This window comes from Brotaphodocola sp. (assembly GCF_050873365.1).
In the GTDB taxonomy this organism is placed as follows: Bacteria; Bacillota; Clostridia; order Lachnospirales; family Lachnospiraceae; genus Brotaphodocola.
In genome coordinates, this window is sequence record NZ_JBNMIQ010000002.1 from 122731 (window position 1) to 149143 (window position 26413).

The window sequence follows — 26413 nt, forward strand, 5'->3', positions numbered from 1 at the left end:
AAAAATCGCGACCGATCATCGTCCGACTGTAAACCTAGTCTGATTCTAATCTCAGCCTGATTTTGATCTCAGCCTGATTCCGATCTTACTTGTTCTCAGCGACAACCTCTACCTTGCGGTTCTCCTTGCGCTCGATCTCGCCCTGAATGTCGGACAGGAAGTCTGCAAGGCTCTTCTGACCCTCATCGCCCTTGAAACGGCTACGAACAGCTACGAGGTTGTTCTCCTCCTCCTTCTGTCCAACAACCAGCATGTACGGGATCTTGTTCTTCTGAGCCTCACGGATCTTGTAACCGATCTTCTCGGAACGGGTGTCAAGCTCTGCACGGATACCAGCCTCGTCGAGCTCTGCCTTTACCTTCTGTGCATAGTCAAGATACTTGTCGGAGATCGGCAGTACCTTTACCTGTACCGGAGCCAGCCAGGTCGGGAATGCACCTGCAAAGTGCTCGATCAGGATACCGATGAAACGCTCGATCGAACCGAATACTACGCGGTGGATCATGATCGGACGATGCTTCTCGCCGTCTGCACCGATGTACTCAAGCTCAAATCTCTGCGGAAGCTGGAAGTCAAGCTGGATCGTACCACACTGCCAGGTACGTCCGATTGCATCTACCAGATGGAAGTCGATCTTCGGGCCGTAGAATGCGCCGTCGCCCTCGTTGACTACATAGTCAAGACCAAGCTCGTCGAGTGCATTTCTCAGACCGTCGGTTGCTACCTCCCAGTCCTCATCACTTCCCATGCTGTCTTCCGGTCTCGTGGACAGCTCTACATAATATTTGAAGCCGAACAGCTTGTAAACGCTGTCGATCAGGTTTGCTACGCCCTTGATCTCATCCTTGATCTGCTCCGGGGTCATGAAGATGTGTGCATCATCCTGAGTGAAGCAACGAACACGCATCAGACCGTGAAGCTGACCGGATTTCTCATGACGATGAACGAGACCAAGCTCACCCATACGCAGAGGCAGATCACGGTAGGAACGCGGCTCAGAAGCGTAAACGAGAACGCCACCCGGGCAGTTCATCGGCTTGATTGCGTAATCTTCGCCATCGATCAGGGTTGTGTACATGTTCTCCTTGTAGTGATCCCAGTGACCGGAGGTCTCCCACAGGCTACGGTTTAAGATAACCGGGGTGGAAATCTCAACATATCCGGCCTTCTTGTGGATCTGTCTCCAGTAGTCAAGCAGAACATTCTTCAGCACCATGCCCTTCGGCAGGAAGAACGGGAATCCCGGGCCAGCCTCATGCATCATGAACAGACCAAGCTCCTTACCCAGCTTTCTGTGGTCGCGCTTCTTTGCTTCCTCCATCATCGTGATGTAAGCCTCAAGCTCTTCCTTCTTTGCGAAAGCAGTTGCATAGATTCTGGTCAGCATCTTGTTGTGCTCATCGCCTCTCCAGTAAGCACCGGCAATGCTCATCAGCTTGAATGCCTTGCCGACTTCCTTCGTGCTTGCCAGATGCGGGCCTGCACACAGATCGGTGAACTCTCCCTGGCGATAGAAACTGATCGTCTCGCCCTCCGGCAGATCCTCAATCAGCTCGACCTTGTACGGCTCCTCTTTCTCTTTCATCAGAGCGATTGCCTCTTCTCTCGGAAGCTCAAAGCGCTCCAACGGCAGAGCCTCTTTCACGATCTTCTTCATCTCTGCCTCGATCTTGCCAAGGTCATCGGAAGTGATCGGGGTCTCGAAATCGATGTCATAGTAGAAACCATCTGCGATAGACGGACCGATTGCGAGCTTTGCGCTCGGGTACAGACGCTTGATTGCCTGAGCCATCACATGGCTTGCGGTGTGACGCAGGGTGGACAGTCCGCCTGCATCCTTTGCAGTCAGGATGTTCAGAGCGCAATCTTTGTCAAGAACGGTGCGCAGGTCTACGACCTCTCCGTCAACCTCTCCTGCACATGCTACTCTTGCAAGACCCTCGCTCAGATCTTTTGCTACGTCCAGAACGGACATCGGCTGTGCATACTCTTTTACACTTCCATCTTTCAATGTAACCTTCATGATTCTGACTCCTTCTTCTAAATCTTTTTTCACGAGAGCGTTTCACAGACCACTCTTTTTACGGATCGCCCCGAAAACTCTCTCTTTGAATCTTCTCAAATTGTGTGAAGCTATCTGTGTGAAAACGCAATTTCAATCGCTATTTCCTGATAAAACAAAAAATCCCTTGTCTGAACAAACTGCCAGACAAGGGACGATATTCGATCGCGGTTCCACCCTGCTTGTTGTGAGCAATCCAATTCATGCCATCTATCATCTACCAGTCTCAATCCCCGTCGATCTTTCCCGATCCGGAATCTCACTCTGGCTTGCGACACTCTCACAACCTCTTCATTCTGATGATAACGGAATCACCGGGTCCGATTAAGGACCGCTCCGAGATGGTCTTCGCCTCGTCTTCCTCGCAGAATGCTTCCACCAAACACATTCCTCTCTGTGCGCTCCCGGCGGGCTACTCTTCTCATCAACGCATTACTCGTATCTCATTTGTTTTTGATTCGTACTTCATTATAACACGACAGGCAAATATGTCAAGTCTGTCCACACCTAAAATCGACATGACTGCAAACACAACACAGGCATTTCTTCAATTTTTTGTCCATTTACAGAATTGTGGGGATCGATGCCTGCAAAATTCGGATGGCTTCCTGCTCATCCGGTCCTTCCACTCGAATCTCAATCCGGTCTCCGCATTTCGCCTTGAGTCCCATAAGCGCCATCACTTTACTCGCATCCGCCTCTTTTGTCTTCAGTCGGATACATACCTGTGACTGAAAAGGTTCTACCATCCTGCTGATTGCAGCTGCACTGCGCGCATGCATCCCAGCCGGGTCAGAAATTACATATTGAAACCACGTCATGTCTCTCATCCTCCAAACGTTTTTTCTCCGTCTTCTCTGCTTTTCATACACTTTTTCTTTTTTCGATTCCTATTTACCTATTTTGCAAATAGGTTCTCTCCCCTTCCCGTTCAGTTTAACAGGGTTTTGTGAATTCGTAAACAGCATTTTTGACCATAAGCAAAAGTAATTTTTTCAATCATTATTACATATTGGCTATTTTTTTGCCCGTCCCTTATAATGAAATCAGTCAGACAGACAAGATTTCTCATCTTTCAAACGATTTTTTGTCTGACTTTACATGACTTTATTTTTTCAAAAAGAACACACAATCTTTATATATTTAAGGAGGATTCTATTATGACAGGAACACCAATCATCACAGAAATGCAGGTCATCCCGGTAGCCGGATACGACAGCATGGAGATGACACTCAGCGGAGCACATGCCCCGTACTTCACCAGAAATCTTGTCATCATCAAGGATAATTCCGGGCACACCGGTGTCGGCGAGATCCACGGTGGCGAGTACACCGAGGAGTGCTTAAACAGCTACATTCCGCTCGTCGTTGGTCAGGAAGTCGGCAAATACCGCTCCATCCTCGGCGCAATCCACAGAGGTGGCAAGAAGGCAGAGGGCGATGACGGCGAGGGCATTCAGACGCTCGACATCAGCAAGCTGAAATTCGTTGTCCGCACCGAGTGGGCAATCGAGTGCGCTCTGCTCGATCTGCTCGGTCAGCATCTGGGTGTTCCGATGTGTGAACTGCTCGCAGAGGGCAAACAGCGCAATCAGGTAGAAGTTCTCGGCTATCTGTTCTACGTTTCTGATCGCAACAAGACCGATCTGCCGTACCTCGATGAGTCCACCAGCTCTGATCCGTGGTTCAAGATGCGCCGAAATGCAATGCTCTCCCATGAGCAGATCGTCGAGGAAGCACAGTGCCTTCAGGAGAAATACGGTTTCCGTTGCTTCAAGCTCAAGGGCGGTGTCTTCTCCGGTGAGTACGAGATGGATACCGTGCGCGCATTAAAGAAGCATTTCCCGGACGGACGCATCAACATCGACCCGAACGGCGCATGGAGCCTCGCAGAGGCAATCAGCCTGTGCAAGGGCATGCACAACACGCTCTCCTACATCGAAGATCCCTGCGGACCGGAGGCAGGCTTCTCCAGCCGTGAGATCATGGCAGAGTTCAAGAATGCAACAAACATGCCGGTTGCAACGAACATGATCGCGACAAACTGGCGTCAGTTCTATCATGCAGCAGCACTCAAGTCCGTTGACATCGTGCTCGCTGACCCGCATTTCTGGGGTCTTGAGGGTTCCCTGCGCATGGCATCGATCCTGAACGACTGGGGTCTGACCTGGGGCAGTCACTCCAACAACCACTTCGACATTACGCTTGCTACGTTCGCTCACGTTGCTGCCTGTGCTCCGGGTAATCCGACTGCTCTTGATACCCACTGGATCTGGCAGGATGGTCAGAACCTCTTAAAAGATGCTCCGCAGATCAAGAACGGCTATCTGGAAGTTCCGAACCGTCCGGGTCTTGGTGTCACCCTCGATATGGACCGCGTGATGGAGGCAAACCGTCTCTACAACAGCATGCCGTCCCACGACCGCGACGATGCAATGGCTATGCAGTACCTGATTCCGAACTGGAAGTACGACTCCAAGAAGCCTTGCCTTGTGAGATAAGTTTGATTTAAAAGTAAGATAAATTTGGGTTGATTTAAAAGTTTGATTCAAATGTAAGATAAATTTGGGTTGATTTAAAAGTTTGATTCAAATGTGAAAGAAGCATCGCCTGTCCATCTGTTATCCTTTTTGTTACGATGGAAAAGCGGTGCTTTTTCTTGACTCTCTTTTTCTTAATTTTCTTTTTCCTGGTTTTTCTTTTTCCTGATTTTGCTCTTTTAACCTCTGACGAGTCCCTCAACCGCATTCGTGTATCGTCCTGTTATGACAAGGCTCACCGTCGACTCGATGAACGCTCCGATACTGCTGATCTTCTCCGGCGGTGCGGCATAGAAGACCTGGAAGTGATTCTCCTCAAAGTACTTGACCATCTGCTCGATTCGCTCTCTCGAGAGGGCAGAGAACGCCTCATCGATGAAGACGAGACGGGCACAGCAGACATTCTGCGGGTAACACTGGTTCAAGCTCGCCGCAAGAATGATGAAGTACGGAGTCTGCTTCTCACCGTTGCTCGCAGAACCCTGCTTCTTTGAGAGATCCGCGATGATCTCCTTGTCTCCCTGACGGCTGATGATCTTCATGTCATAGGTGAAATATTTGCGGTAATCGGTGTACTCGCTCTCATCCTCCTCATCGAGGATCACACTCATGAACTCCTGAATATCCCGCTCCATCTCCTCATCGTCACGCCCGGAACTCATATATGCCTCCGGCGAATCCATATAGTTTTCGAGGCGACGGCAAATGCGGAAGAAGACTGCCCGGTCCGGCTTCTCCTCCATCACGAAGCGATAGGTATCATTTCCGAACGGGAGCTGTTTGAGTTCACGGTTGATCAGCGCAATCTCGCTCTTCGCCTCGCGAACTGCCTCGTTGATCTCTGCGACAAAGTCATTCATAAATGCGCTCTCAAGCCGTCCTGCCTGCTCCTCAAGCTTCTGGTGTGCTTCCTCGATCTTGACATTCGCAAGATTCCGGTATTCCTCACGGTAGTAGGAGATGTACGCGGTTCCTCTCCGGCTTAAATCCTTCTCCGCCAGACGGCAGTACTCAATCTGGGCATTCTCAAGTTCCCGGATGCTGTCGTTCACATTCTTCTCCGCGTCGCGAACCGCTCCGAACGTGATGACCTGAAAACTTCCCTTCTGTTTCTTGAGCTTCTCATACTCTTCCATCATCGGCTTCTCAAGCTCCATGTTTCTGGAAGAGAGATCCTGATACTCGCGGTTGAGCTTATAGAGATCGCCGGAAATCATCTTCTGGTTTCTCTGATTCTGGCTCTGCGCATCCGAGCATGTCCGGATATCCCCGATCACCTCATCGCGCTCCCGCTGACAGGTCTCATAAGCCTTTCTCGCCGACTCCTGCTCCTGAATGACTGCCATAAACTCCGAGCTGTTCTGAATCTGCTCGATCTGTCGCTCAAGATCTGCCTGTTCTCTCTTGACCTTCTTTAAACGCTTCTGTGCATCAAAATCATAATGCTCGAGATTCCAGTCGACCGAGGCGATCTCCTGGCGGTGACTCTGCGTTCTCGCAGTCTCCTCCTGAAGTTTCTGGTACTCCTCCTGATTCTTCTGTCTGTCCGCTTCCGCCTGCGCAAGCTGAATCTGAATCGCATCTTCGCCCAGACAGAGAGAGGTCTTCTCAAGATCCATCGTGGACACTGCATAGCTCTTTGCGAGCATTCCGTCCTTCGTCAGTCCGCCCTTTGGATACTCGTGCAGTTCTCCGAGCGATTCGCAAATATGAATTCCGTTGAGCAGATAATTCGCATAACGACGCGCAAACCCATTCGGGATACTCAAAATCTCCGATGCCGATCCCTCCGTCACCGGAGTCTCCGGAAGTTTGTCCGTGATGACAACCTTGCAATTTTTCAGCTTTCGGCTCTTTAAGATCTCCATCGCCTTCTCGCAGTACGCACCGTCGACGATCAGATCAAACCGCTTTTTCCCAAGAAATGTCTCGATGCATGCCCGCCACTCCGGCGCTTTGACCTCCTGAACCATCTCGGCAAAGACTCGGACCTGAGCGTGAATCCCCTGAGCCTCGAGTTCTCTCTGAATCACCGTTCTGGCTTTCTCGACCTCCCGCGGAAATACCATCCGATTTGCACGCAGTTTCTTGATGTCCTGCTCGATGCTCTCCCTCTCCTCTGAGAGAAGATTCTTCTTGTCCTCACTGTGAACTTCAAGACTCTGAAACTTTCGGTCAAGTTTCTGTACATACGCGGAGAATGCGAGAAAATGTTCTGTCTTTCGCTCCGATGAGATCCCCTCTTCTGCCAGATGAAGCAGGGTATTTTGCTCTTCCTTGGAAAGTCCCTCTCCATCTTCAAGCTGAGTCCAGCTAAGCAGAGTCTCCAACCGGTGCTGAAGGTTCTGAATCTTCTTTTCCTCTTTCTCGTAGCGCTCTGCCTCGCGCTCAAGCTCCGCGCACTGTCCCTTCATCGCCCGGATGCTGTCCTGCATTCCACGGAACATATCGTTGCTCTCGGCGATTCGCAGGCGCGAGGATGCGTGCTCATACCGCTCATCCATCTCCCTCTGGCGAAGTCGAAGCTGTTCTTCTTGATGGCGCAAAACTTCGAGTTTCTGCTCAAGCTCTTTCTTGTGCGTCTCCTTTTCCTGAAGTTGCTGATAGCAGAACATCATCTGGCGAATCCGCAGACGACGCAGGCGATTCTCATAGTCGACACTTCTCTTTTCGACCTTCTCAAGCTGATCCCTGCTCTCACGCATCATCTGGTACATCTGGCGGATGCGCTCAAACTGTGCCTTCTGCTCTCTCAGATCCTTCAGCGAATCCACATTGCTCGGCTCTAAGACACACTCCTGAATGAACTGATCGATGTTATTTTCCGGGTTGAATGCCATCATCTTCAAAAGTTTGTTGCGGTAACGAATCGAATCACAGCGAAGTCCAAGTGCCCGCAAAACCTGCTCCACACCACGGTCTCTCGACAGAAAATCCGCAGACTTCAGTTTCTTCTCTGCGGTGTGAAGTTCCGATCTCGGCGTCACGCGCAGAAGCCCGCCATCCACACGCGCAAAATTCATATCGGCGAGTGCCGTATCCCGGCAGACAAACCAACTGCTCTTGTAACTGGTCTCATCCGGCGACTCGATGCAGACGCCGACCACAAGCGAGCTATCCTCAACCGGTGACCAGAACTCCATGGCGACGTAACTGATCACTTCCCCGCTTCTGAGATAGCGGTCCGGTCCATTGCTCTTGGTATCTCCGCGCACATAGGCGACAACCGTGCGGTCCTTATCCTTTGCCGCCTTGTTAAACTGGGTGTTTCCTGTGAGCAGATACGTCATTGCATCGAGAACCGTGGACTTTCCACTCGTGTTGACTCCCGTAAAGAGCGTAGAACCCTCAAGACACATCTCCACATTCTGAAATCGCGACCACTGCACCAGAAGCAGTTTCGTCGCCGTCTTTCTGTTATTCATCTCCATCTTCATCGGCGTCTCCCTCCACTGCATCTCTGTCACTGTCTGCGTCCTCGCTGTCGTCGTTTTCAGCTCCGTCCGTCAGCCTGTTCATCGTCAATCTGTCGTCTTCTTCGTTATCGTTATCGCTTTCGTTATCATTATCGTCCTCGAGATCTCTCATCCGCCGGTCCGCATTCTCCACAAATCTGCGGATCTCATCGGTATTCAGTGCAAACTGAAGAGACGGGTACAACCAGATCTGGCAGTCCGGATCTCCGACTTTTCCCTCGAGATCAAGCAGATTATAGCTCGAAAAGATCGTGAGAATCGCACTCATCGTGCTCTTATCGACAAGATCCTTCAGCCCGTACTTGTCCAGCTCCAGTCTCAAATCCGTCATGGAGACCTGAACCGCTCTTGAGAGTCTGCCTGAGCGAATCCGATCGATGTAGAGCGTCCACAGACAGCAGAGCACCATACTGTCCACTTTTCTCAGGGCATAACGGTTCGCCTGAATCTTTCCGTCCTCCCCCGACTGCGCACAGTTTTTCAGCATCACGACCCCGTTTTCGCGGTCTATCACAATCTCAAATCCAATATAAGAAAAATATAGGGAAATCGGGTCCGGTCTCTTCGTGATAAAGTAATACAGCTTTTTGCTGTCCTCATCCCTGTCCCGAACCACAAAGGTTCCCTTCAAAAGTCTTCGGCAGGCTTTTGTAAACATACTCTTTTCCGATGAGGTATAGTCCTCCCAGTAAGCATCCATGCCCATCTTCTTTTCTCCCTCTATCTCTATATAAAACTCCATACAAAATGCATACGGAATCGTATTTATTTTATTTCATCTGGCTTGTCTGCCCTGCGAATCTCAAACCGGCGCAGGAGCAGATGATCTGCCCTCACATATCCGTCCGCCGGCTCTACGGTGTAGCCATTTTCATTCGCATAGGCGACCGCGGACAACGCACACAGAAGATCCTCGCTGTCTGCAAGCGGAAGATCCTCACTCGTGAGAACCGCAGACTCTTTCCCCGTCTCTGTCTCACTCACACAATCGCTCTTTCGGATTGCCTCCTCCATCGCGCGATCCAAATACTGCTTCATCCGGTCTTTCGAGTATGGATTGTAGGACTCTCTCTCATGTGCGAGACGAGCCTGTTCGACGTCCTCACTCGTCATCTCCTGAAACTCAGAAATTGTCTCCTTGCGGATTCTCTGTATCTTTCTCGGATAGCGCAGAGAATCAAGATCAAGAAACTCATTCTTTTCCAGAGCGAACAGCGATTGCAAATCTTCCCCGAGCGGATCTTTCCATCCGACCATCTTCATCTCCCGCGCAAGATAACGAATCGTCTGCTCGACACTTCCGCGCACATCCGTATCCTGATTGCGGATAAATCGCGCTCTGCCAATCGCAATCTGCAAGTAGACATTGATCTTGTGCTTGATGTCCCGCATAATCTTGTCATAGTCTTCCGTCAGGAAATTGCGCGTCGCCTGAATCATATCGAGGACGGCGTCCTCCGCCTCCCAGAGTGTGATCTCTTCCTCCTTCGCACATTCTCTTGCAAGCTCCTCATAGAGATCCTGATTGTTCTGAATCTCGTCGAGTTTCTGACGAATAAACGTCCGGTACAGATGAATATTCTGCTGTTTCGTCAGACGCGCATACTCCCGGATGAAGTCTCCCTCGCAGTACTCGATCACATTCTCCGTCAGGCTCTCAAGCGTCTCCTCCTCAGCCATCCGCTCAATGATCTTTCGGATAAAGGTGGAGAGACGCTTCAAAGACTTTGAGAGCATCTTTGCATTCCGGTAAATATTCTTTAAACCATTTACATACGGCTCATGCTTCCACTGATCCTCATTATGCAAGATATTGTAAATGTTATAGAGATAGCTGGAAAACTCCTCCCGCTCCGGCTTTCGCAGTTGTTGCAAGAATTCTGCGAGCAAAATTCCCTGCTCCGTCATCTCGATGTGCTTCTCATAGGTGGCATCATCGGTGTCTTCCTCAAGCCAGCCGATCTCCTTAGAACAAAAACGGCGAATCACCGCGTTCGCCAGCTCATTGTAGTTTCGCCTTGCCGGGGAAGAGGTCTCCTCCCTGTCCACATTCTCTTTTCTTAAGTTTCTATCTCTATCTGCTGCCAAAGACGGATCGGGACCTGGCTCCTGATCATCCAAATTCCGGTCAAAATTCTGATCGGGATTCTGTTCAAGATTCATGCTCAGATCCAGATCAGGCTCCAGCTCATTGACCTGATTCTCAAGCAGGTACGATGCCAGTGCGTCTCGAATCCGGCTTCGCGCGATCCGATAAGATACCTCCCTCTCATACTGATCATAAATCAACTGGAGGCAATCCGAATAAATCTGGTTATTGCCCGCGCTTGACAGACAGTTAAAAAAACCAGATGGAATCATATCAAAAAGTTTCGGCATATCTCCCTCTTTCCTCTCTTCCTTCAAAGACAGAATGCATTCCATCTATCACACTACACTACATTCCAGCCATTCTGCTTTGTCAGCTTGTCACCGTCCCCATATCACAAACCAGCGACATCGTTTCATGCCTCTCGGGCACTTTTTTATTTTCCTTTATCTTACCACATTTTTTCCAAAATAGCAATTATTTTCGATCATATGTTCGATTTTGGGTCTCTGATTTTTTAGTTTCTGATTTTTGATTTTTCCATTCACAAAAATACGCATGCAGAAAAGAATCAAACAACTTCTCTCCACATGCGCTAAAAAATCAAACCGTATCTTTTATTTATGATATTTATGAACTTTTCATTTCTCATTATGAAGTTCTCACCAGCCGGAGTGTGTTCTCGGGATAATCAAGTGTGAGACCGGACACCTCCGATACAGGCGGAAAGCCCATACTCTTCCCAGAACTGGTGAAGCGGAATGTACTGAATGCATTCCGCCTTTTATTCTAGCGCGTTTCTTTCGCTGATGCAAGAGAAAATATTTTTATGCCCATCTTAATACAAATTTAATACCGTCAAATCGACGCTAATACACATTTTATACTCTATATGAAATAATGAAATCAGAAAATAGAAACAACCCGCAGTAAAAATCAGGGCAAAAAAGCACAAACGAAGGCAAGGATATAAACATGAAACATACAGAACACACGAGACGAATTAAAAAACATTTATCTTCCTCGCAGATTATTATTCTCGGTTTTGCAGGTGTCATTCTGTTGGGAAGTCTGCTGCTAATGCTGCCGATTTCCACACAGGATGGAAAAGGAGCGATCTTTACCGATGCTCTTTTCACCGCCACATCCGCAGTCTGCGTCACCGGGCTGATCGTGAGAGATACCGCGACCTACTGGAGTACATTCGGACAGACCATCATCCTCTTTCTCATCCAGATCGGAGGCATGGGCGTCATCACCGTAGCCGTTGCAATCTCCGTCATATCCGGAAAACGAATCAGTTTGAAGCAGCGCAGCACGATGCAGGAAGCAATTTCTGCACATAAAGTAGGCGGTATTGTGCGGTTAACCGGATTCATCATCAAAATGACCATTCTTTTTGAATTTCTCGGCGCAGTGAGTATGTTCCCAACCTTTTACAAAATGTTTGGAGGACGAAAGGGAACGTGGTATGCCCTTTTTCATTCAATCTCGGCATTTTGCAATGCCGGATTTGATTTGATGGGAATCCAGCTTCCCTATTCCTCTCTGACAGCCTTCATTGAAAATCCTGTCATCAATCTCTCTGTCATGTCACTTATTGTTCTTGGCGGAATCGGATTTATGACCTGGGATGATGTCAAAACCCATACTTACCACATTCAAAAATACCGCATGCAGAGTAAGGTCATCCTTATGACAACCTCGCTGCTGATCCTTCTTCCCGCACTCTATTTTTTCTTTCTGGAATTTGAAAACATTCCATTCGGGAAGCGGATCCTCATCTCCCTCTTTCAGGCAGTCACACCGAGAACTGCCGGATTCAACACCATTGATCTGACCCAGATCAGCGAAGTCGGCATTGCCATCACCATCATGCTGATGTTAGTTGGCGGTTCTCCCGGATCCACTGCCGGCGGTATGAAAACAACAACGATCGCTGTCCTTCTCTCCACGGCAATCTCCGTTTTCCGCCGCAGGGAGCACACCCATTTCTTCGGGCGAAGAGTCGACGATGACACGATCCGGAATGCCACGACCATCCTGATGATGTACCTCACCTTATTTGTGTTCGGTGGATTTGCCATCAGCCGAATCGAAAGCCTTCCCTTGCTTGTCTGCCTGTTTGAGACCGCCTCAGCGATCGGCACCGTAGGTCTGACACTCGGAATCACCCCAAACCTTGGAATCTCATCCCAGTTCATTTTAATTCTGTTAATGTACATCGGACGAGTAGGCGGTTTAACTCTCATTTTTTCCGCTCTCTCCGGAAACCAGGGACACACTGCGAGATTTCCTCAAGAAAAACTAACCGTTGGATAAGGAGCATATTTTATGAAATCAGTATTATTAATTGGACTTGGACGTTTCGGCAAACACATTGCCCGGAAACTCAACGAATTAAATCACCAGATTATGGCCGTAGACAGCAATGAAGAACGCGTGAATTCTGTTCTTCCCTTTGTCACAAATGCACAGATCGGCGACAGCACAAATGAAGAATTTCTTTCCTCTCTCGGAATACGAAACTTTGATGCGTGCATTGTCGCCATCGGAGACAATTTTCAAAACTCTCTTGAGACGGCCTCTCTCTTAAAAGAACTGGGAGCAAAAAAAGTAATCGCCCGGGCATCCACCGGGGTACAAGAAAAATTTTTACTGCGAAATGGAGCAGATGAGGTTGTCTATCCCGAAAAGCAGCTGGCATCCTGGACTGCGATCCGCTGCACCTCCGATAACATTTTAGACTACATTGAGCTGGATGAAAATTACTCTATATTTGAACTTTCTGTCCCCTCCGAATGGATCGGAAAATCCATTCTCCAGCTTGACATCCGCAAAAAATACGGCATCAGCATCCTCGCCATCCGAGAAAACGGCAAACTGCACATGAATATTGTGCCGGATACCATTCTCAGTGCCGAGAAATCCATTCTCGTTCTGGGAGAACAGAAAGCAATTCAAAAATGCTTCCGTATCTGAGCGACAAAACTTTCTACAAAATAACTTGCAAGACACAAACAACATATGGGGGTGAAGAAAATGAAGTGGACTGACAAACTGCTTTTAATGGTTACTGCGCTCGTCCTTTTTTCATTTGGATATTATCTATCAAAACGTTTTGATGACTTCATGGAGCAGAACAACCGGCAACTTCCGCCTGACCAGAACACCGTCATCGCCATTGCCTCTGAGCCCCCTGTCCTTCGGAACCTTTCCATCAAAATATTGGACTCCTGTCTTCACATAAGTCCATGCATAGAATTTCATTTCAGCGTCAGGAGTTTTCGCCCGCTCTTACAAAAAATTTCCGATGGTGCTGTGGACCTCGCTTTTATCTCTGAGCAGAACATTCAGGAACTGCCGGACAGCCATGATTTTGGGCGCATCCATATCAAAAATCCAGATAAGAACTGCTGTTTCTGGATTGTGTGGAACAGACATGTCTCCTCTCGATGCCGCGACCGAATCCTGCTCGCATTTGAGAACGCATTCCTGGTGGAAAAAACACCTTTTTTATGATAAAATTTGTCGTAGACCAGGAGGACCATGCAGATGGAGCAAATAAAAAAAGGGCGTTTAAAAATTTTTTTCAGCTATGCAGAAAGCATCGGCAAAACCCATTCCATGCTAAAGGCAGCTTTGACTGCCAAAGAACAGGGAATTGACGTTGTCGTTGGTTACGTTGCCCTGCACACCTTGGAAGAAGACTCGGAATTATCGGATGTTCTCAACCAGCTCGAATGGCTCAACTGTGAAAATCAAAGTTTTGATATTGATCTCGCGTTGAGCCGGAATCCCGAACTGATTCTAGTCGATGAACTGGCACATTCAAACCAGGCAGAATGCCGCCATAAAAAGCGCTATCAGGAAGTGACGGAACTGATCAATCATGGAATTGATGTATACACAACGGTCAACGTGAGCAACCTTGAAAGTCTCCACGATACCGTGGCATCGATCACAGGCATCACCACATGGAATCGCATCCCTGATTCCATCTTTGACAATGCCGATCAGGTAGAATTAATTGACATCGAGCCGCAGGAACTCATTGAACGCTTACAAGAAAAGGACACTGCCGACTCCAAACTTACCGTCGAACAATTGACCGCCCTGCGGGAAATCGCTCTCCGGCGCTGTGCAGATCGGGTCAAACGCCTGTCGAGCCAGCTTTCAAAAACAAACCGGTTTCACACCGACGAGCATATCCTTGCCTGTCTGTCCTCAGCCCCCTCAAATGCAAAGATCATTCGAACAGCGGCCCGAATGGCACGGGCGTTCAACAGCCAGTTTACTGCTCTCTTTGTAGAAACTCCCGACTTTGCGGAGGAAACCCAGGAAAACAAAGAACGGCTGCACAATCATATCAAGCTTGCCGAACAGCTTGGTGCAAATATCGAGACTATCTACGGAGATGACGTCCCATATCAGATTGCCGAGTATGCCCGATTATCCGGCATCACCAAGATTGTTCTTGGCAGAAGTGCGATGACCCGCAAGCGTTTTTTTGGAAAACCTACCCTGACTGAACAGCTTCTCTCCTACGATCCGGAAATGGACATCCACATTATTCCAGATCGTTGTACCGAACTGCCTTATCGTCAGAAGCGGCGGAACGATTATCTAAAAAAACACAGCATTTTCACAAACACACTCAAAAGCAGTGCCATCCTTTTCGGTGCCACTCTGCTGAGCATCTTGTTCGATCATCTGGGATTTACAAGTGCAAATATTATTATGGTATACATTCTGGGTGTCCTGCTGACCTCTATCGTGACGTCCCATCAGGTCTACAGTTTGATTTCTTCCGTTGCAAGTGTATGCATTTTCAATTATTTGTTTACCATTCCGAAGTTTTCTCTCACCGCCTATGGTACAGGGTATCCCGTCACCTTTATTGTCATGTTTCTGACCGCTTATATCACCGGAACCATGGCAATCCGGTACAAGGCACAGGCCGGACAATCTGCAAAAATCGCATACCGGACCAAAATCTTGTTTGACACGGATCAGCTGCTGTCCAAAGCAAACGGAAAAAAAGAAATTTTTGAAGCCACAGCAAAACAGATTCAAAAACTTCTGGAACGAAACGTAGTGATTTTTGAAAATGTAAATGGCAAACTGTCCGACCCTTATTTTTCACAGGCAAAGGAGACCGCAGACCTTCCCGTCCCATACAATTTTGAGCGTGAACGGACCGCTGCGCAGTGGGTTTTAGCGAACAATCACACGGCCGGTGCAACCACAGACACCCATTCCCATACCCAGTATCTCTATTTTGCACTTCGCATGAATGAACGGGTTTACGGAGTCATCGGAATCGAGGCAAAAAACACTCCCTTGGACGCTCCTGCCCACAGCATTTTGCTCTCTATTCTCGGCGAAGCGGCACTTGCTCTTGAAAATGAAAAAAATCTCTGTGAAAAAGAGGCCGCGGCAATCCTCGCAAAAAGTGAACAGCTCCGCGCCAATATGCTCCGCACGATCTCCCATGATTTGCGCACACCTCTGACCTCTATTTCCGGAAATGCAAGCAATCTGATGAGCAATGGAAATTATTTTGATGAAGAGACAAAGCAACAGATTTACTCTGATATTTACAATGACTCCATGTGGCTTATCGATCTCGTAGAAAATCTTTTGTATGCCACCCGGATTGAAGAAGGGAAAATGACACTGCGCACTTCCACGGAATTGCTCAGCGAAATTGTTGAAGAGGCCATCTGGCACATTAAGCGGAAACTGGACAGACATACGCTCTCAGTTTCCTTCGAGGATGACCTGCTTTTAGTCAAAGCAGATGCGAAACTTCTCGTTCAGGTTATCGCTAACATTATAGACAATGCAGTAAAATACACTCCTGCAGACTCTTCCATCACAATCACTTCAAAGAAAAAGGGAAATATGGCAGAGATTTCCATCGCCGATACGGGAAATGGAATCCCACTCGCAGATAAAGAACGAATCTTTGAAAAATTTTACTGTGGAAATCAAAAAATAGCAGACAACCGACGCAGTTTGGGACTTGGACTGTATCTATGTAAATCCATTATAGAAGCTCACGGCGGAGTCCTTTCGGTATCTGACAATCTGCCGCACGGAGCTATTTTCAGCTTTACCATTCCATTAGAGGAGGTTCCTTTTTATGAGTAAATTCCAGGTTTTAGTAGTCGAAGACGACACCCCAGTCCGAAATCTGATCACCACTACACTGAAAGCACATGATTATCGTTTTATCACTTCCGCAATCGGTGAGGGCGCCGTGATGGAAGTTGCCTCTCACAATCCTGATATCATTCTTCTGGATTTAGGACTTCCAGATATCGATGGAGTTGAGGTCATTCGGCGGATCAGAAGCTGGTCAAATATTCCCATCATCGTCATCAGCGCCAGAAGTGAAGATATCGATAAAATCGATGCTTTGGATGCCGGTGCTGACGACTATCTGACAAAACCTTTTTCGGTAGACGAACTTCTTGCCCGTCTGCGTGTGGTTCAACGGCGTCTTGCACTCATGCAGAACAATCTCTCCCAGGAAGCCATTTACGAAAACGGACAGCTACGCATTGACTATGCATCCGGCTGCGCCTATCTTGCCGATCAGGAACTCTCCCTCACTCCAATGGAGTACAAACTGCTGTGCTTATTGGCACGCAACACCGGAAAAGTTTTGACCCACAAATACATTCTTCAGAATGTCTGGGGAAGCAGTCTGGAAACAGACGTCGGATCTCTGCGCGTCTTTATGGCAACACTGCGAAAAAAACTAGAGCAAGCTCCCATCTCCCATCAATATATCCAGACCCACATCGGTGTCGGATATCGAATGATGAAAGTAGAATAAACTGACCGTGCTCAACGATATAAATGTAGCTTTATGCATTCCCCGATGCATGGCGGGATCGATCATGTCGCGACCGATGATGCATCGCCTGCACCGCGAGATTCCAAAGCGGAATCAGATACAGATATACAGCCGTGATCAGACAGCTCTCCGGCGCTCCAACCGTCGCAAGCGGAACTGCCCCGGCTATCGACCACGGGATCAACGGTGCAACGACGACCGCCGTATTTTCCAGATCAATCGCCAACTCCTCCTGATTTTTAACCACCGGCCCACAGAGCTGATGCGTCAGCATAATCGCGAGCGTCTGGTTGCAGGCAATCGCACTTGTCACAATCGAGGTCAACAAAATTGCACCAAACGGCGTGATTCTTTCGCCCAATCGAAGGATTCCATCTTGAAGATGATCCAGGAAATGCGTCTCCTTGAAAATCCCCGCATAGCACGAGGAGATGCACACAATCAGAAAAACGCGTGTCATCGAGAGCAGTCCCCCTCCATTCATAAAGGTGGCAACCTCGGCACTCTTTGCCGAAAATCCAAACACGCAAAGATGCACGATCTGCGCCGGAGAGAGGTGCTGAGCAAAGCCGGCAATCAAAATTCCACTCAGACTGCTGACAAGCAGGGTGATTTTTACATTCTGCCGGAACACAGAAAACAGGATTACAATCACCGCCGGGAGCACAACTACCCAGGAGAGATCATAATAGGAACGCAACACTTTCTCAATCGCAACACTCCCCGCTCCCGACGTGTAAGCCTGTCCAAGTTTCCAGTAGATCAGACAGGTCAGCACAAACGGGACAACCGAAGTTTTTACCATCTTTCCGATATTTTTAAAAATATCCGTCTTTGTCAGTTCACTCACGAGAAGGGCACTCGTCGACATCGGAGAACAGCGATCCCCGAAAAAGACACCTGCAAGCACCGCTCCGCCGGTATAAAAAATGGGAACGCCCATGCTGTTTGCAATCGTCACACAGATCACGCCCATCGTCGCCGTGCTTCCAAACGAGGTTCCCGTGAGCACAGAGATCAGACAGCACATCAGAAATGTCACGAGAAGAATCGCGGACGGGGAGCAAAAACGTGATGCCTCACAGACAAGCAGGGCAATCGTTCCACTGCCTCGCCAGATCGCCGTGATCATTCCGATCAGAAGAAACGTGATCAAAATATTCTTCACCGTGCGGATTCCTCCGAGCGAACAGCGAACCATCTGCCCCGCGCTGTGATGACGCGCAATCCCATATCCAAAGAAAAGCACATACCCGAATATCATCGCAAGCAAAATCGATTTTCCGGTAAATACGCAAATTAAAAGACCTGCCGAAAACAGACCAAGTGCAATCGCCTCCATCTCAGCACTGTCCCTCCCATTTTTCAATTTCCGTCCGTCGATTGATCCATCCCGGTTTCCAGATCATCAGATATGCCGTAAATCCAATCGAATCCCTCGCAATCTCAAATGGCTCTTCTCTGAGGATCATCGAGTGCACACCCTGCTTTTCAAGCTCCACCTGTCTGCGTCTCGCCTTCGACATTGCAATCTGAAAGCTGGCATCCGCCGACTCCCCAAAAGAGCGCTTCGGATAGATTCCCGCGATCTGTCTGAGATGCGCCTCCAAAAGATCCGTCACTTTTGCATGAGCATTCGTGTGCAAAAGCATTGCGAGAAAACGCGCCATCATCTTGCCCGGATGCCTGCGATAAATTTTGAGAAGGCACAGAAACCTGTGATCTCCCGCCTCTGTTGCAAGCTCCTCCATGACAGCAATCGCCTGCTCAGTCGGAATCCACGGTTCTTCCTGCGGTACGAGATAACGCTCCGGAACTGCCGGATAGTTTGTGTGATTGAGGGGCGGAAAATGCGCCAGCGACGCAAATTTTCTCTCCTCCTCCGTACAAAATTCATTCCCGAGATACTCGCACTTGTCCCTCAAAATCGCAATCCGATACTCCAACTGGCGCAAATACTCATATCCACTGACCCAGAAATGCCCGATCTGCCCGTAATCATACAGATGACACTCAAATTTCAAATCCCGAAAAAAGATCGTCACCACGCTGTCACCCTGACGGACAATCAGGATATATGGGCTTTCCGAGTTTTCCTGGCACTCCAGCGTGGCCTCCAACTCGCCCTCGTAATCCGCCTGGTACGTTCCCGTAATCACCGCATGTTCAAAGACAAGAAAACTTTCCGTCGCATCGTTCATCAGATAGACAAGGCGAAGATCACGGCGTTTTTCCTGTTTTTCCTGCTTTTCTTTCTGTTCTTCCTCTTCTTCCAACAGAAGCTCAAACTGATCCTGTGCAAGAAGCTGTTCCAATCGTCTAAACGGATCTATCGCTTCTATCCCTTCCATCACTCCTGCTCTCCTTCGTTTGCATCTTCCATCGTCACCATCTGCGCAAGTTCCTCCGGAGATCTCGTCTCATCCGGCACATAGGAAAGACGCATCACCGCCTGAGGCCAGTTTAAGCTGAGTTTCGCCTTTTTCTGTCTCTCCGTTCCCGCCTTTGCCATGCACTCAAGCAATTCCTCGAGCACCGCCTTCGTCAGATAACCGCCTCTCCAGTGAAACGTAAACTCTTTTCCCTTTTTTGCGGTCTGCTGTGCCCGCTTATAGACATCCTCCACCTTCGTGAACGAAAGTTTCTTTTCCCGATAATAAAAATGATCTCCGTCCGTGCAGGAAGGCGCTGGCGCAATCAGCGGTTCGTGATCGCGAAAGATTGCCTTGTCATCCAGATTGAAATAATCATAGCGGATTTTCTCTCCCGCTTTCGCTCCGGCATCTTTTCCGCTCTGATTTCCACTTTCTTTTCTACTCGTCTCTCTTGTCCCATCGCCATACTTCTTTTCTCTGCTCAAACTGTTGTCAAACGTCACATCGAGATGATAGTACGTTCCATTGATCTTCACGATATTCCATGTATGGCGATACTTGATTCCCTTCTCCGGATTGTTTCCGCAGAGCGCAATCATACACCAGATTCCCATCGCATCGCAGAGCACTTTCACCGACTTTGCAATGCCCTCGCAGACACCTACCCCCTGTCCGAGCGGCCCGATAATCTCATGGGAATACGGCTTTTTTAACTTATCATAGCGGACATTCTCACAGATAAAATCATGGATGTATTTTTCTTTTTCCCACTCACTCATCTTCTGCGCGGGGCGCACAAGTTTCTCCACACGCGCCTTTAACGCCTTCTGGTGTTCCTGAATCTTGCTCTTCTCAAACAAATACTCCGGAATCATAATCAGATTCGGGGAATCCTGATAATACTTGTACTTAAAACTGGAGACCCAGAAAATCTCCGGATGATCCAGACGCAACTGGAAAAACACCTCGTGAAGCAGACGTCCATCAAGACGCGGGACTTGAAAAGATTCTGCCAGACTCTCAAATCCCTGTTTCATCGCCCGATAAACCGTCTGACATTCCCGGCTCATCTTGCTGTAATAATATGCCTCCATCTACTGTGCGTCCTCCGTTCTCATCATCTCCGCAGACATCTCTTTCTGCGTCTTATTCTGTATCTTATTCTGAGTCTTAATTGATGCCATCTCTGATGTATTGCCTAATATTTTATCTAGTACTATCTCTGATGTTTTCTCTGATGTTTTTTCTGATATTTTCTCTGGCATTTTTTCTGACATTTTCCGCATGTCGTCCGGTATTTCTTCCGGTGTCTCTAAGCGAACCAAATCGCCTTCTCTCAGCCAGACAAGATCCCCCTCCTCAATGTTTTGCTCTGTCAATCCGGCATCCCGAACCGACATCACAAGCTCCGCTCCAGCCTTATTCATTTTAGCCCCATTCGCTTCAGCCTCATTTGCTTCAGCTTTATCTATTTTTTGCAGGCGAACCATCACCATCGTCTCCTGCCCCTCCGGGCGCTCCTCGCACCCGAAATCCGCCTCATAAATTTCTAAGACCCGATACTTGACCGGATCGTCACTCTGTTCTCTCTTTGTCATTTCTTTTGTCTCTCTATTTTTCAGATTCTTTTGTCTTTCCGCATCGTCTCAAACGGATTCAAACGAATTTTTTCATCGTTTTTATCTGCAATGTTTCTACTCGTCCTCGTTCTTCTACTCCACAAAAAACTGTTCAAACTCGCTCTCCGTTCCCCGGAAAACATCCAGATCCACATCGCTTTTCTGATCTGCAACACCCTCAAACCGTCCTTCATCACAGTACTGCCAGAACGACCAGCCTGCAATGTCGAGAGGTGGATAATAAGTGTTGCGAATCCACAACGGGTAGTCTGAAAACTTTCCACGAATATAGCGAGAATAAAACTTGTATGTGGTATAAATCACAGGCTTCTTTCCATAGTGTTCTTCCAAAATGTCAAGAAATTTTTGCAGGGAGGAAGCAAGCTCCTCCGGCTCCGGCATTTTTGCATTTCCGAGTGCATAGTACTCCACATCCACAGCCGGAACCATCTGTCCGACGAGATCTCCCACCGTCTCCATATAAATTTTTGCCTGTGTCTCCGGAGCACTCTCAAAACTGAAAAAATGATATGCTCCCGTATGGATTCCAACCGCCTGCGCCTGTTTGCGGTTATCCTCAAACTGGTCATCCACATGACCACTTCCCTCAGTCGCCTTGATATAAGCGAACTGTACCTTCTCTTCTTTTAATTTTTTCCAGTCAATCTCCCCCTGATGATGGGAGACATCGATCCCATGTATGGAATATTGCTTTACCCAGAATTGATTGATATTGATCTTTTTCATATAAATGAGTACGCCAAAAAAAATCAGCAGTAAAAACGACAGTAACAAAAAAATCAGCAAAAGTGATTTTCTGCCCGATAATCTGATTTTCAAAATGATATCTCCAAATATTTTTTATTGTCCCCAGATGAATCGCAACCACTCCATTTTTTGAAGTGTTACTACCCTCTTATCTTATAATAATCAGTCTGGATATGCAACCGGAGAATCCGAAAGAATTTATGAAGAAAATTTGATGGATGCCACTTCATATCACTTAATACCACTTAATACCAATTAATCATATCGCCCAATTTCGATTGATATAAAAAACAGGAGAACATCCTCTCTGCGTGATAAAATCCTCCTGCTTTCTCTATCATTTTTCACTTTTCATTTTGCACGTTTCATTTTCCATATTACCTGATTTATTTAATATCGTTCTCATCCTACAACAACCGATTTTCCTCAAAATCAATGCTGTCCGGCTCAAAATAATTTCGATACTCCACCTCAATCGCATGTTTCATCCTCGTCATGCTAATGGACAAATGCTTTTTCAATACCTCTTCCAAATCATGTGTATCTCGTTTTTCCAGCATATCCAAAAGCCCCGCATGCTCCCGGATGATACGGGTAAAATCTGTCTCCGTTACAAAATCAAGCATCCGAAAACGCGTATAATGAAGCTGTTGCGCCTGAATGACCGTCCAAAGTTTGAGTCTTCCCGTCGCGGAGAACCATACCATATGCATCTGATCATCCATCGCATAGAATTCTTCCGGCTCAAATTTTGCCTGCTGAATCAGAAGTTCCTGACAGCGGATCTGGTGACGAACCTCCTCCAAAAGAAGCGGGGTGGCAACCTGCATGAAATCCTTCATCACCATCAGCTCCACTGCGATTCGCATATAGATCATCTGGCGGATATCATCCAGATTCAGAAGCGTCACATACGTTCCCGAATACGGGACTGTGCGAACAAATCCCTGCTCCTGAAGTCTGCGCAATGCCTCACGAACCGGCGTTCTCGAAACATCAAATCGGGCACAGATCTCATTTTCACTGATCGCCTGTCCCGGTTTCAATTCCAGTTTCAAAATTTCTTTTTTTAAGGTATCAAACACATAATCCCCGCGATTCTTCAGACACTTCTCACCCATAGCTGTCACTCACTCCTTCACTTCCGCCATTCCCAATATTCGTTTTCCATCTTTATTTCCAGAACCCGTCTCCGGTATTTTTCTTAATGAAAATTTCTACAAAATCCCTACTATTTTACAAGAATAATGCCGGAAATGCAAATCTTTCTTTTTTGTTCCCTTCAATTTCCTAATAACGAAACAAAGCTCCTCCTGTCATCCGAAGACGGCAGAAAGAGCTTTGAGCTTTTGTCGTTCAAAAGAAAACCTGCTTCATGTATCAGGATTTTTCACGAAATCATTCATTATGAAGGCTGTTTTCCGATGTATGCCTGAATTCCACCATCTACATACAGAATCTGACCATTTACAAAGTTAGATGCATCTGATGCAAGGAATACTGCCGGTCCACCCAGATCGGAAGCCTCGCCCCAACGTCCTGCCGGGGTCTTGGAAACGATGAACTGATCAAACGGATGTCTGGAGCCATCCGGCTGTTTCTCTCTCAGCGGAGCGGTCTGCGGAGTTGCAATGTAACCAGGTCCAATACCGTTGCACTGAATGTTGTACTCACCGTACTCAGAGCAGATATTTCTGGTCAGCATCTTTAAGCCACCCTTTGCTGCTGCGTATGCAGAAACAGTCTCACGTCCGAACTCAGACATCATGGAGCAGATGTTGATGATCTTTCCGTGACCCTTCTTGATCATGCTCGGGATAACTGCCTTAGAAACGATAAACGGAGCATTCAGATCTACGTCGATTACCTGACGGAAATCCTTTGCGGACATCTCGATCATCGGGATTCTCTTGATAATTCCAGCATTGTTTACCAGAATATCAATCACGCCAACTTCCTTCTCGATCTTTGCAACCATCTCGTTGACTGCATCCTCGTTGGTTACGTCACATACATAACCGTGAGCCTTGATGCCCTTCTCCTCGTAAGCTGCGATACCCTTATCTACCAGTTCCTGCTTGATATCATTGAAGACGATCGTTGCGCCTGCACCAGCCATAGCGGTTGCGATTGCAAAACCAATTCCGTAGGATGCTCCGGTAACCAGAGCTACTTTACCTTCCAGGGAATAGTTATTGATGTAATCCATATCGTTTATTCTCCTTTTCCGTACTTTTATTTTTGTATACACTCGTTTTGACTTGTATACAATTAGCTTGTGAGTATACAATACCACACTTGTTTCCGAAATGCAACTGGCACTTCAGACAAATCTAAACCATCTTTTTTGTACATTTCGCCACTCTGAAATTGTCCTCTTTTTCGACCCCATCAGATTTCAAAAAGCATGTCTTTCACACATGTCTAACTGTCCACATAAGATATGTTACAAAGACAAATAAAGGAGCTTTTAAATATGTGTGGATGCAATGGATGCGGAAATGGTTGCAACGGAGGATGTGGAATCAACTCAAACGGATGTGGATGCGGTGGATGCAGAAATGGCTGCAACGGAAACAACGGTTGGAACAACCGCAACCGTCAGGCATTTCGCAATGGCTTCCGGGAAGGCTACGAGGAAGGTTTTCGAGATGGTTTCGAGACCGGAAATGACAATGACCGATTCCCGTTCCCGGGCGGAGGTCCAGGAGGTCCGGGCGGTCCGGGAAGACCGGGTGGCGGATGTGGTGGAAACAATGGATGTGGCGGATGCGGTGGAAATTGACACCTGATTTGCAAAATCTATCTTTCCCAAACATTTACTAACAGTTGCTAATAGTTACTAATGGTTGCTCATGGTTCTTTTTAAACAATTTTTTTGATAAAACAAAGTCAAGAAAAATACGTAAGATAAATAACAAATAAATAAAATATAGGAAAACGGCAAAAACGCAAAACAAAAAAGGATATCGCCCCACAGCATTTGTGCGAGGCGATATCCTTTTACTGCTAAATTTCTATTTTCACTATTTCCAGATTTTATCGCTAGATTTTATTTTCTGTATCGGCATCGATATCCATATCCGTATCGATGTTCCCTCTTGGAAGGGTCATCACAAATTTGCTTCCATGATTTTCTCTGCTCTCTGCAACAATCTTTCCTCCATGTGCCTGAACAATCGCCTTTGTGATCGTAAGACCAATTCCGGCTCCGCCCGTCTTCCGGTTTCGGGAGCGATCGGTGCGATAAAAACGCTCAAAAATCAACGGCAGGTCATCCTGTGAGATTCCAATTCCCTGATCGCTGACCTCCACAATGGCACTCTCTTCCTGCTCGTGCACCGCAATCTGAATTTCCCCATACTCATTTGAGTATTTTATCGCATTTGAGACCAGATTGAAAATCGCCTGATGAAGACGTTTGGGATCTCCAAGCATCATTGTCTTCTCTCCCGTCACGGTGCAGATGAGATGTTTGTTCTCAAACTCCGGCTCAAACGCAGAGCGCACGCTTTGCGCTAACTCCAGCAAATCCACCTTTTCTTTTTCCAGACACATGTTTTCATTTTCAATCTGGCGCAATCGCTCCAGATCTCCGATCAGCGCGGAGATTCGTCCCAACTCCTCATAGCAGTTTTGCAGTCGATCCGCGGTCGGCTCCCACACGCCCTCGATGATTGCTTCCAGATAAGAGGAGACATTCGCAATCGGCGTGCGCAGTTCATGTGCCACATCCGAAGTCAGCCGTCGGCGCAGAATCTCCTGTCGCTCAAGACTTTCTGCCATCTGGTTGACCGCACTGCTGAGTTCCGCCAACTCCCGCGTTTGCACCCCGGACTCAAACCGGATCGCGTAATTTCCCTCTGATATTTTTCCCGTGATTTCCGTCATCTTTGTGATCGGCACGGACAGGCGCCTTGCAAGGATCACGCCCGCTCCCACCGCTCCCACCATCGAGGAGATGCCGACAATCAGAAGAATGCGATTCATCGAATCGAGAAATGCGAAATCGCTCTCACTGAAATAATAGGGGCTATAATAACTCACATCGAGGTAGCCAATCGTCGCAGGTTCCTGAGCGTTTTCTTGGGCATTTTCCTGACCAGTCTTCTGAGCGTTTTCCTGACCGCTTTCCTGATTATTTTCCTGAACATGTTCCTGATCATTTTTCTGGTTGGTCACCCGCTTTAATAACGTGCTTCGTTTTAACTCGTAGCGATGCGTCACAAAATTTCCATCCAGATCCGGGCGTTTTTCCTGCATTCTGGTGCTGATCTCCTGCATAACCTGATGGCAGGCTGTCATATCATGATTCTCCGCATCCCAGACAACCTTCCCGTTTCGGTCATAGACCTTGAGAATGTATCCCTCTTTGAGCGCATACATTCCAAATCCATGAATATAATCGAGATTCCACGCTTCGGTCGCATCGTTGTACTGGGACACGAGTGCCCCTGCCAGTTCCTCCGAAAATGTCCTCTGACGCTCGGAAATATTTTTTTCAAACTGATGGCGAATTAAAACATTTGCACTCACACTGATCAAAGCAATCGTGACAAACACAATCATTCCAAATCGAAGTGCCAACTGTGTGCCGAGTCTCTGTTTCACGCGAT

The 26413-nt window shown here is 47.7% G+C and carries 20 protein-coding genes and 1 other annotated feature; of the genes, 7 read left to right on the forward strand and 13 right to left on the reverse strand.

Translation table 11 applies throughout. The features are described 5' to 3' along the window. Positions 1 to 85 precede the first annotated feature (85 nt). Complete coding sequence (thrS, locus tag ACR0QT_RS01770; protein WP_432629187.1) at positions 86 to 2023, reverse strand: threonine--tRNA ligase; 1938 nt, start codon at positions 2021 to 2023, stop codon at positions 86 to 88. Between the two features lie 186 nt (positions 2024 to 2209). Continuing rightward, positions 2210 to 2499 (reverse strand) — a binding site (T-box leader). 126 nt (positions 2500 to 2625) lie between these two features. Further along, entirely contained in the window at positions 2626 to 2883 is a 258-nt protein-coding gene (locus tag ACR0QT_RS01775) for an HPr family phosphocarrier protein (protein WP_432629188.1), read from the reverse strand. A 339-nt stretch (positions 2884 to 3222) separates the two neighbouring features. On the opposite strand from ACR0QT_RS01775, the gene ACR0QT_RS01780 reads away from it, so the two are divergent. Then, a complete protein-coding gene (locus tag ACR0QT_RS01780; RefSeq protein WP_432629189.1) occupies positions 3223 to 4563 on the forward strand; it encodes an enolase C-terminal domain-like protein in 1341 nt (446 codons plus the stop codon). Positions 4564 to 4781: 218 nt separating this feature from the next. Here the strand turns inward: ACR0QT_RS01780 and ACR0QT_RS01785 are convergent, their stop codons facing one another. Genes ACR0QT_RS01785 through ACR0QT_RS01795 form a run of 3 tightly spaced genes read right to left on the reverse strand, consistent with a single transcriptional unit; the run spans position 4782 to position 10457 of the window. Beyond that, a complete protein-coding gene (locus ACR0QT_RS01785; protein WP_432629291.1) occupies positions 4782 to 8060 on the reverse strand; it encodes an ATP-binding protein in 3279 nt (1092 codons plus the stop codon). Beyond that, a complete protein-coding gene (locus ACR0QT_RS01790) occupies positions 8020 to 8784 on the reverse strand; it encodes a DUF4194 domain-containing protein (RefSeq protein WP_432629190.1) in 765 nt (254 codons plus the stop codon). Before ACR0QT_RS01790 ends, ACR0QT_RS01785 begins: the two co-directional genes overlap by 41 nt. 59 nt (positions 8785 to 8843) lie before the next feature. Next, positions 8844 to 10457, reverse strand: a complete 1614-nt coding sequence (locus ACR0QT_RS01795) for a Wadjet anti-phage system protein JetA family protein (protein WP_432629191.1) — start codon at positions 10455 to 10457, stop codon at positions 8844 to 8846. Between the two features lie 685 nt (positions 10458 to 11142). Here ACR0QT_RS01795 and ACR0QT_RS01800 point away from each other — a divergent pair. Genes ACR0QT_RS01800 through ACR0QT_RS01820 form a run of 5 tightly spaced genes read left to right on the forward strand, consistent with a single transcriptional unit; the run spans position 11143 to position 17014 of the window. After that, on the forward strand, positions 11143 to 12489 hold the full coding sequence (locus tag ACR0QT_RS01800) for a TrkH family potassium uptake protein (protein WP_432629192.1): 1347 nt from the start codon (positions 11143 to 11145) through the stop codon (positions 12487 to 12489). A gap of 12 nt (positions 12490 to 12501) precedes the next feature. Continuing rightward, positions 12502 to 13149, forward strand: coding sequence for a potassium channel family protein (locus ACR0QT_RS01805; protein WP_432629193.1), 648 nt, complete (start codon positions 12502 to 12504; stop codon positions 13147 to 13149). A 60-nt stretch (positions 13150 to 13209) separates the two neighbouring features. After that, positions 13210 to 13689: a hypothetical protein gene (locus ACR0QT_RS01810; RefSeq protein ID WP_432629194.1), complete on the forward strand. Its 480-nt coding sequence runs from the start codon at positions 13210 to 13212 to the stop codon at positions 13687 to 13689. 33 nt (positions 13690 to 13722) lie between these two features. Continuing rightward, positions 13723 to 16323 carry a DUF4118 domain-containing protein gene (locus ACR0QT_RS01815; RefSeq protein ID WP_432629195.1) on the forward strand — a complete coding sequence of 867 codons (2601 nt, stop codon included), beginning with the start codon at positions 13723 to 13725 and terminating at the stop codon, positions 16321 to 16323. Continuing rightward, positions 16316 to 17014 (forward strand): response regulator, encoded by a 699-nt coding sequence (locus ACR0QT_RS01820; protein ID WP_432629196.1) that lies wholly within the window; start codon positions 16316 to 16318, stop codon positions 17012 to 17014. The genes ACR0QT_RS01815 and ACR0QT_RS01820 overlap by 8 nt, the downstream gene beginning before the upstream one ends. Positions 17015 to 17045: 31 nt before the next feature. Here the strand turns inward: ACR0QT_RS01820 and ACR0QT_RS01825 are convergent, their stop codons facing one another. The 7 genes from ACR0QT_RS01825 to ACR0QT_RS01855 form a co-directional block, all read right to left on the reverse strand. Beyond that, positions 17046 to 18377, reverse strand: a complete 1332-nt coding sequence (locus tag ACR0QT_RS01825) for a Na+/H+ antiporter NhaC family protein (RefSeq protein WP_432629197.1) — start codon at positions 18375 to 18377, stop codon at positions 17046 to 17048. A 1-nt stretch (position 18378) separates the two neighbouring features. After that, positions 18379 to 19386: a DUF3878 family protein gene (locus ACR0QT_RS01830; protein WP_432629198.1), complete on the reverse strand. Its 1008-nt coding sequence runs from the start codon at positions 19384 to 19386 to the stop codon at positions 18379 to 18381. Further along, a complete protein-coding gene (locus ACR0QT_RS01835) occupies positions 19386 to 20504 on the reverse strand; it encodes a transglutaminase domain-containing protein (protein WP_432629199.1) in 1119 nt (372 codons plus the stop codon). Before ACR0QT_RS01835 ends, ACR0QT_RS01830 begins: the two co-directional genes overlap by 1 nt. Further along, positions 20505 to 21008, reverse strand: a complete 504-nt coding sequence (locus ACR0QT_RS01840) for a hypothetical protein (protein ID WP_432629200.1) — start codon at positions 21006 to 21008, stop codon at positions 20505 to 20507. A 114-nt stretch (positions 21009 to 21122) separates the two neighbouring features. Further along, positions 21123 to 21776, reverse strand: coding sequence for a glycoside hydrolase family 25 protein (locus ACR0QT_RS01845; protein ID WP_432629201.1), 654 nt, complete (start codon positions 21774 to 21776; stop codon positions 21123 to 21125). 428 nt (positions 21777 to 22204) lie between these two features. Further along, entirely contained in the window at positions 22205 to 22918 is a 714-nt protein-coding gene (locus tag ACR0QT_RS01850; protein WP_432629202.1) for a GntR family transcriptional regulator, read from the reverse strand. Positions 22919 to 23202: 284 nt separating this feature from the next. Beyond that, positions 23203 to 24006: a gluconate 5-dehydrogenase gene (locus ACR0QT_RS01855; protein WP_432629203.1), complete on the reverse strand. Its 804-nt coding sequence runs from the start codon at positions 24004 to 24006 to the stop codon at positions 23203 to 23205. A 267-nt stretch (positions 24007 to 24273) separates the two neighbouring features. Between ACR0QT_RS01855 and ACR0QT_RS01860 the strand changes: the two genes are divergently transcribed. After that, positions 24274 to 24582 carry a hypothetical protein gene (locus ACR0QT_RS01860; protein WP_432629204.1) on the forward strand — a complete coding sequence of 103 codons (309 nt, stop codon included), beginning with the start codon at positions 24274 to 24276 and terminating at the stop codon, positions 24580 to 24582. Positions 24583 to 24842: 260 nt separating this feature from the next. On the opposite strand, the gene ACR0QT_RS01865 is transcribed toward ACR0QT_RS01860, so the two are convergent. Continuing rightward, positions 24843 to 26408, reverse strand: coding sequence for a sensor histidine kinase (locus ACR0QT_RS01865; RefSeq protein WP_432629205.1), 1566 nt, complete (start codon positions 26406 to 26408; stop codon positions 24843 to 24845). Between the last annotated feature and the right edge of the window lie 5 nt (positions 26409 to 26413).

Bases quoted from the DNA above. Each gene is read 5' to 3' on its own strand.
- ACR0QT_RS01850 (WP_432629202.1), bottom strand. From the start codon at position 22,918: ATGGGTGAGAAGTGTCTGAAGAATCGCGGGGATTATGTGTTTGATACC.
- ACR0QT_RS01795 (WP_432629191.1), bottom strand. From the start codon at position 10,457: ATGCCGAAACTTTTTGATATGATTCCATCTGGTTTTTTTAACTGTCTG.
- ACR0QT_RS01775 (WP_432629188.1), bottom strand. From the start codon at position 2,883: ATGACGTGGTTTCAATATGTAATTTCTGACCCGGCTGGGATGCATGCG.
- ACR0QT_RS01810 (WP_432629194.1), top strand. From the start codon at position 13,210: ATGAAGTGGACTGACAAACTGCTTTTAATGGTTACTGCGCTCGTCCTT.
- ACR0QT_RS01805 (WP_432629193.1), top strand. From the start codon at position 12,502: ATGAAATCAGTATTATTAATTGGACTTGGACGTTTCGGCAAACACATT.
- ACR0QT_RS01855 (WP_432629203.1), bottom strand. From the start codon at position 24,006: ATGGATTACATCAATAACTATTCCCTGGAAGGTAAAGTAGCTCTGGTT.
- ACR0QT_RS01835 (WP_432629199.1), bottom strand. From the start codon at position 20,504: ATGGAGGCATATTATTACAGCAAGATGAGCCGGGAATGTCAGACGGTT.
- ACR0QT_RS01800 (WP_432629192.1), top strand. From the start codon at position 11,143: ATGAAACATACAGAACACACGAGACGAATTAAAAAACATTTATCTTCC.
- ACR0QT_RS01860 (WP_432629204.1), top strand. From the start codon at position 24,274: ATGTGTGGATGCAATGGATGCGGAAATGGTTGCAACGGAGGATGTGGA.
- ACR0QT_RS01815 (WP_432629195.1), top strand. From the start codon at position 13,723: ATGGAGCAAATAAAAAAAGGGCGTTTAAAAATTTTTTTCAGCTATGCA.
- ACR0QT_RS01830 (WP_432629198.1), bottom strand. From the start codon at position 19,386: ATGGAAGGGATAGAAGCGATAGATCCGTTTAGACGATTGGAACAGCTT.
- thrS (WP_432629187.1), bottom strand. From the start codon at position 2,023: ATGAAGGTTACATTGAAAGATGGAAGTGTAAAAGAGTATGCACAGCCG.
- ACR0QT_RS01820 (WP_432629196.1), top strand. From the start codon at position 16,316: ATGAGTAAATTCCAGGTTTTAGTAGTCGAAGACGACACCCCAGTCCGA.
- ACR0QT_RS01840 (WP_432629200.1), bottom strand. From the start codon at position 21,008: ATGACAAAGAGAGAACAGAGTGACGATCCGGTCAAGTATCGGGTCTTA.
- ACR0QT_RS01845 (WP_432629201.1), bottom strand. From the start codon at position 21,776: ATGAAAAAGATCAATATCAATCAATTCTGGGTAAAGCAATATTCCATA.
- ACR0QT_RS01790 (WP_432629190.1), bottom strand. From the start codon at position 8,784: ATGGGCATGGATGCTTACTGGGAGGACTATACCTCATCGGAAAAGAGT.
- ACR0QT_RS01785 (WP_432629291.1), bottom strand. From the start codon at position 8,060: ATGCAGTGGAGGGAGACGCCGATGAAGATGGAGATGAATAACAGAAAG.
- ACR0QT_RS01825 (WP_432629197.1), bottom strand. From the start codon at position 18,377: ATGGAGGCGATTGCACTTGGTCTGTTTTCGGCAGGTCTTTTAATTTGC.
- ACR0QT_RS01780 (WP_432629189.1), top strand. From the start codon at position 3,223: ATGACAGGAACACCAATCATCACAGAAATGCAGGTCATCCCGGTAGCC.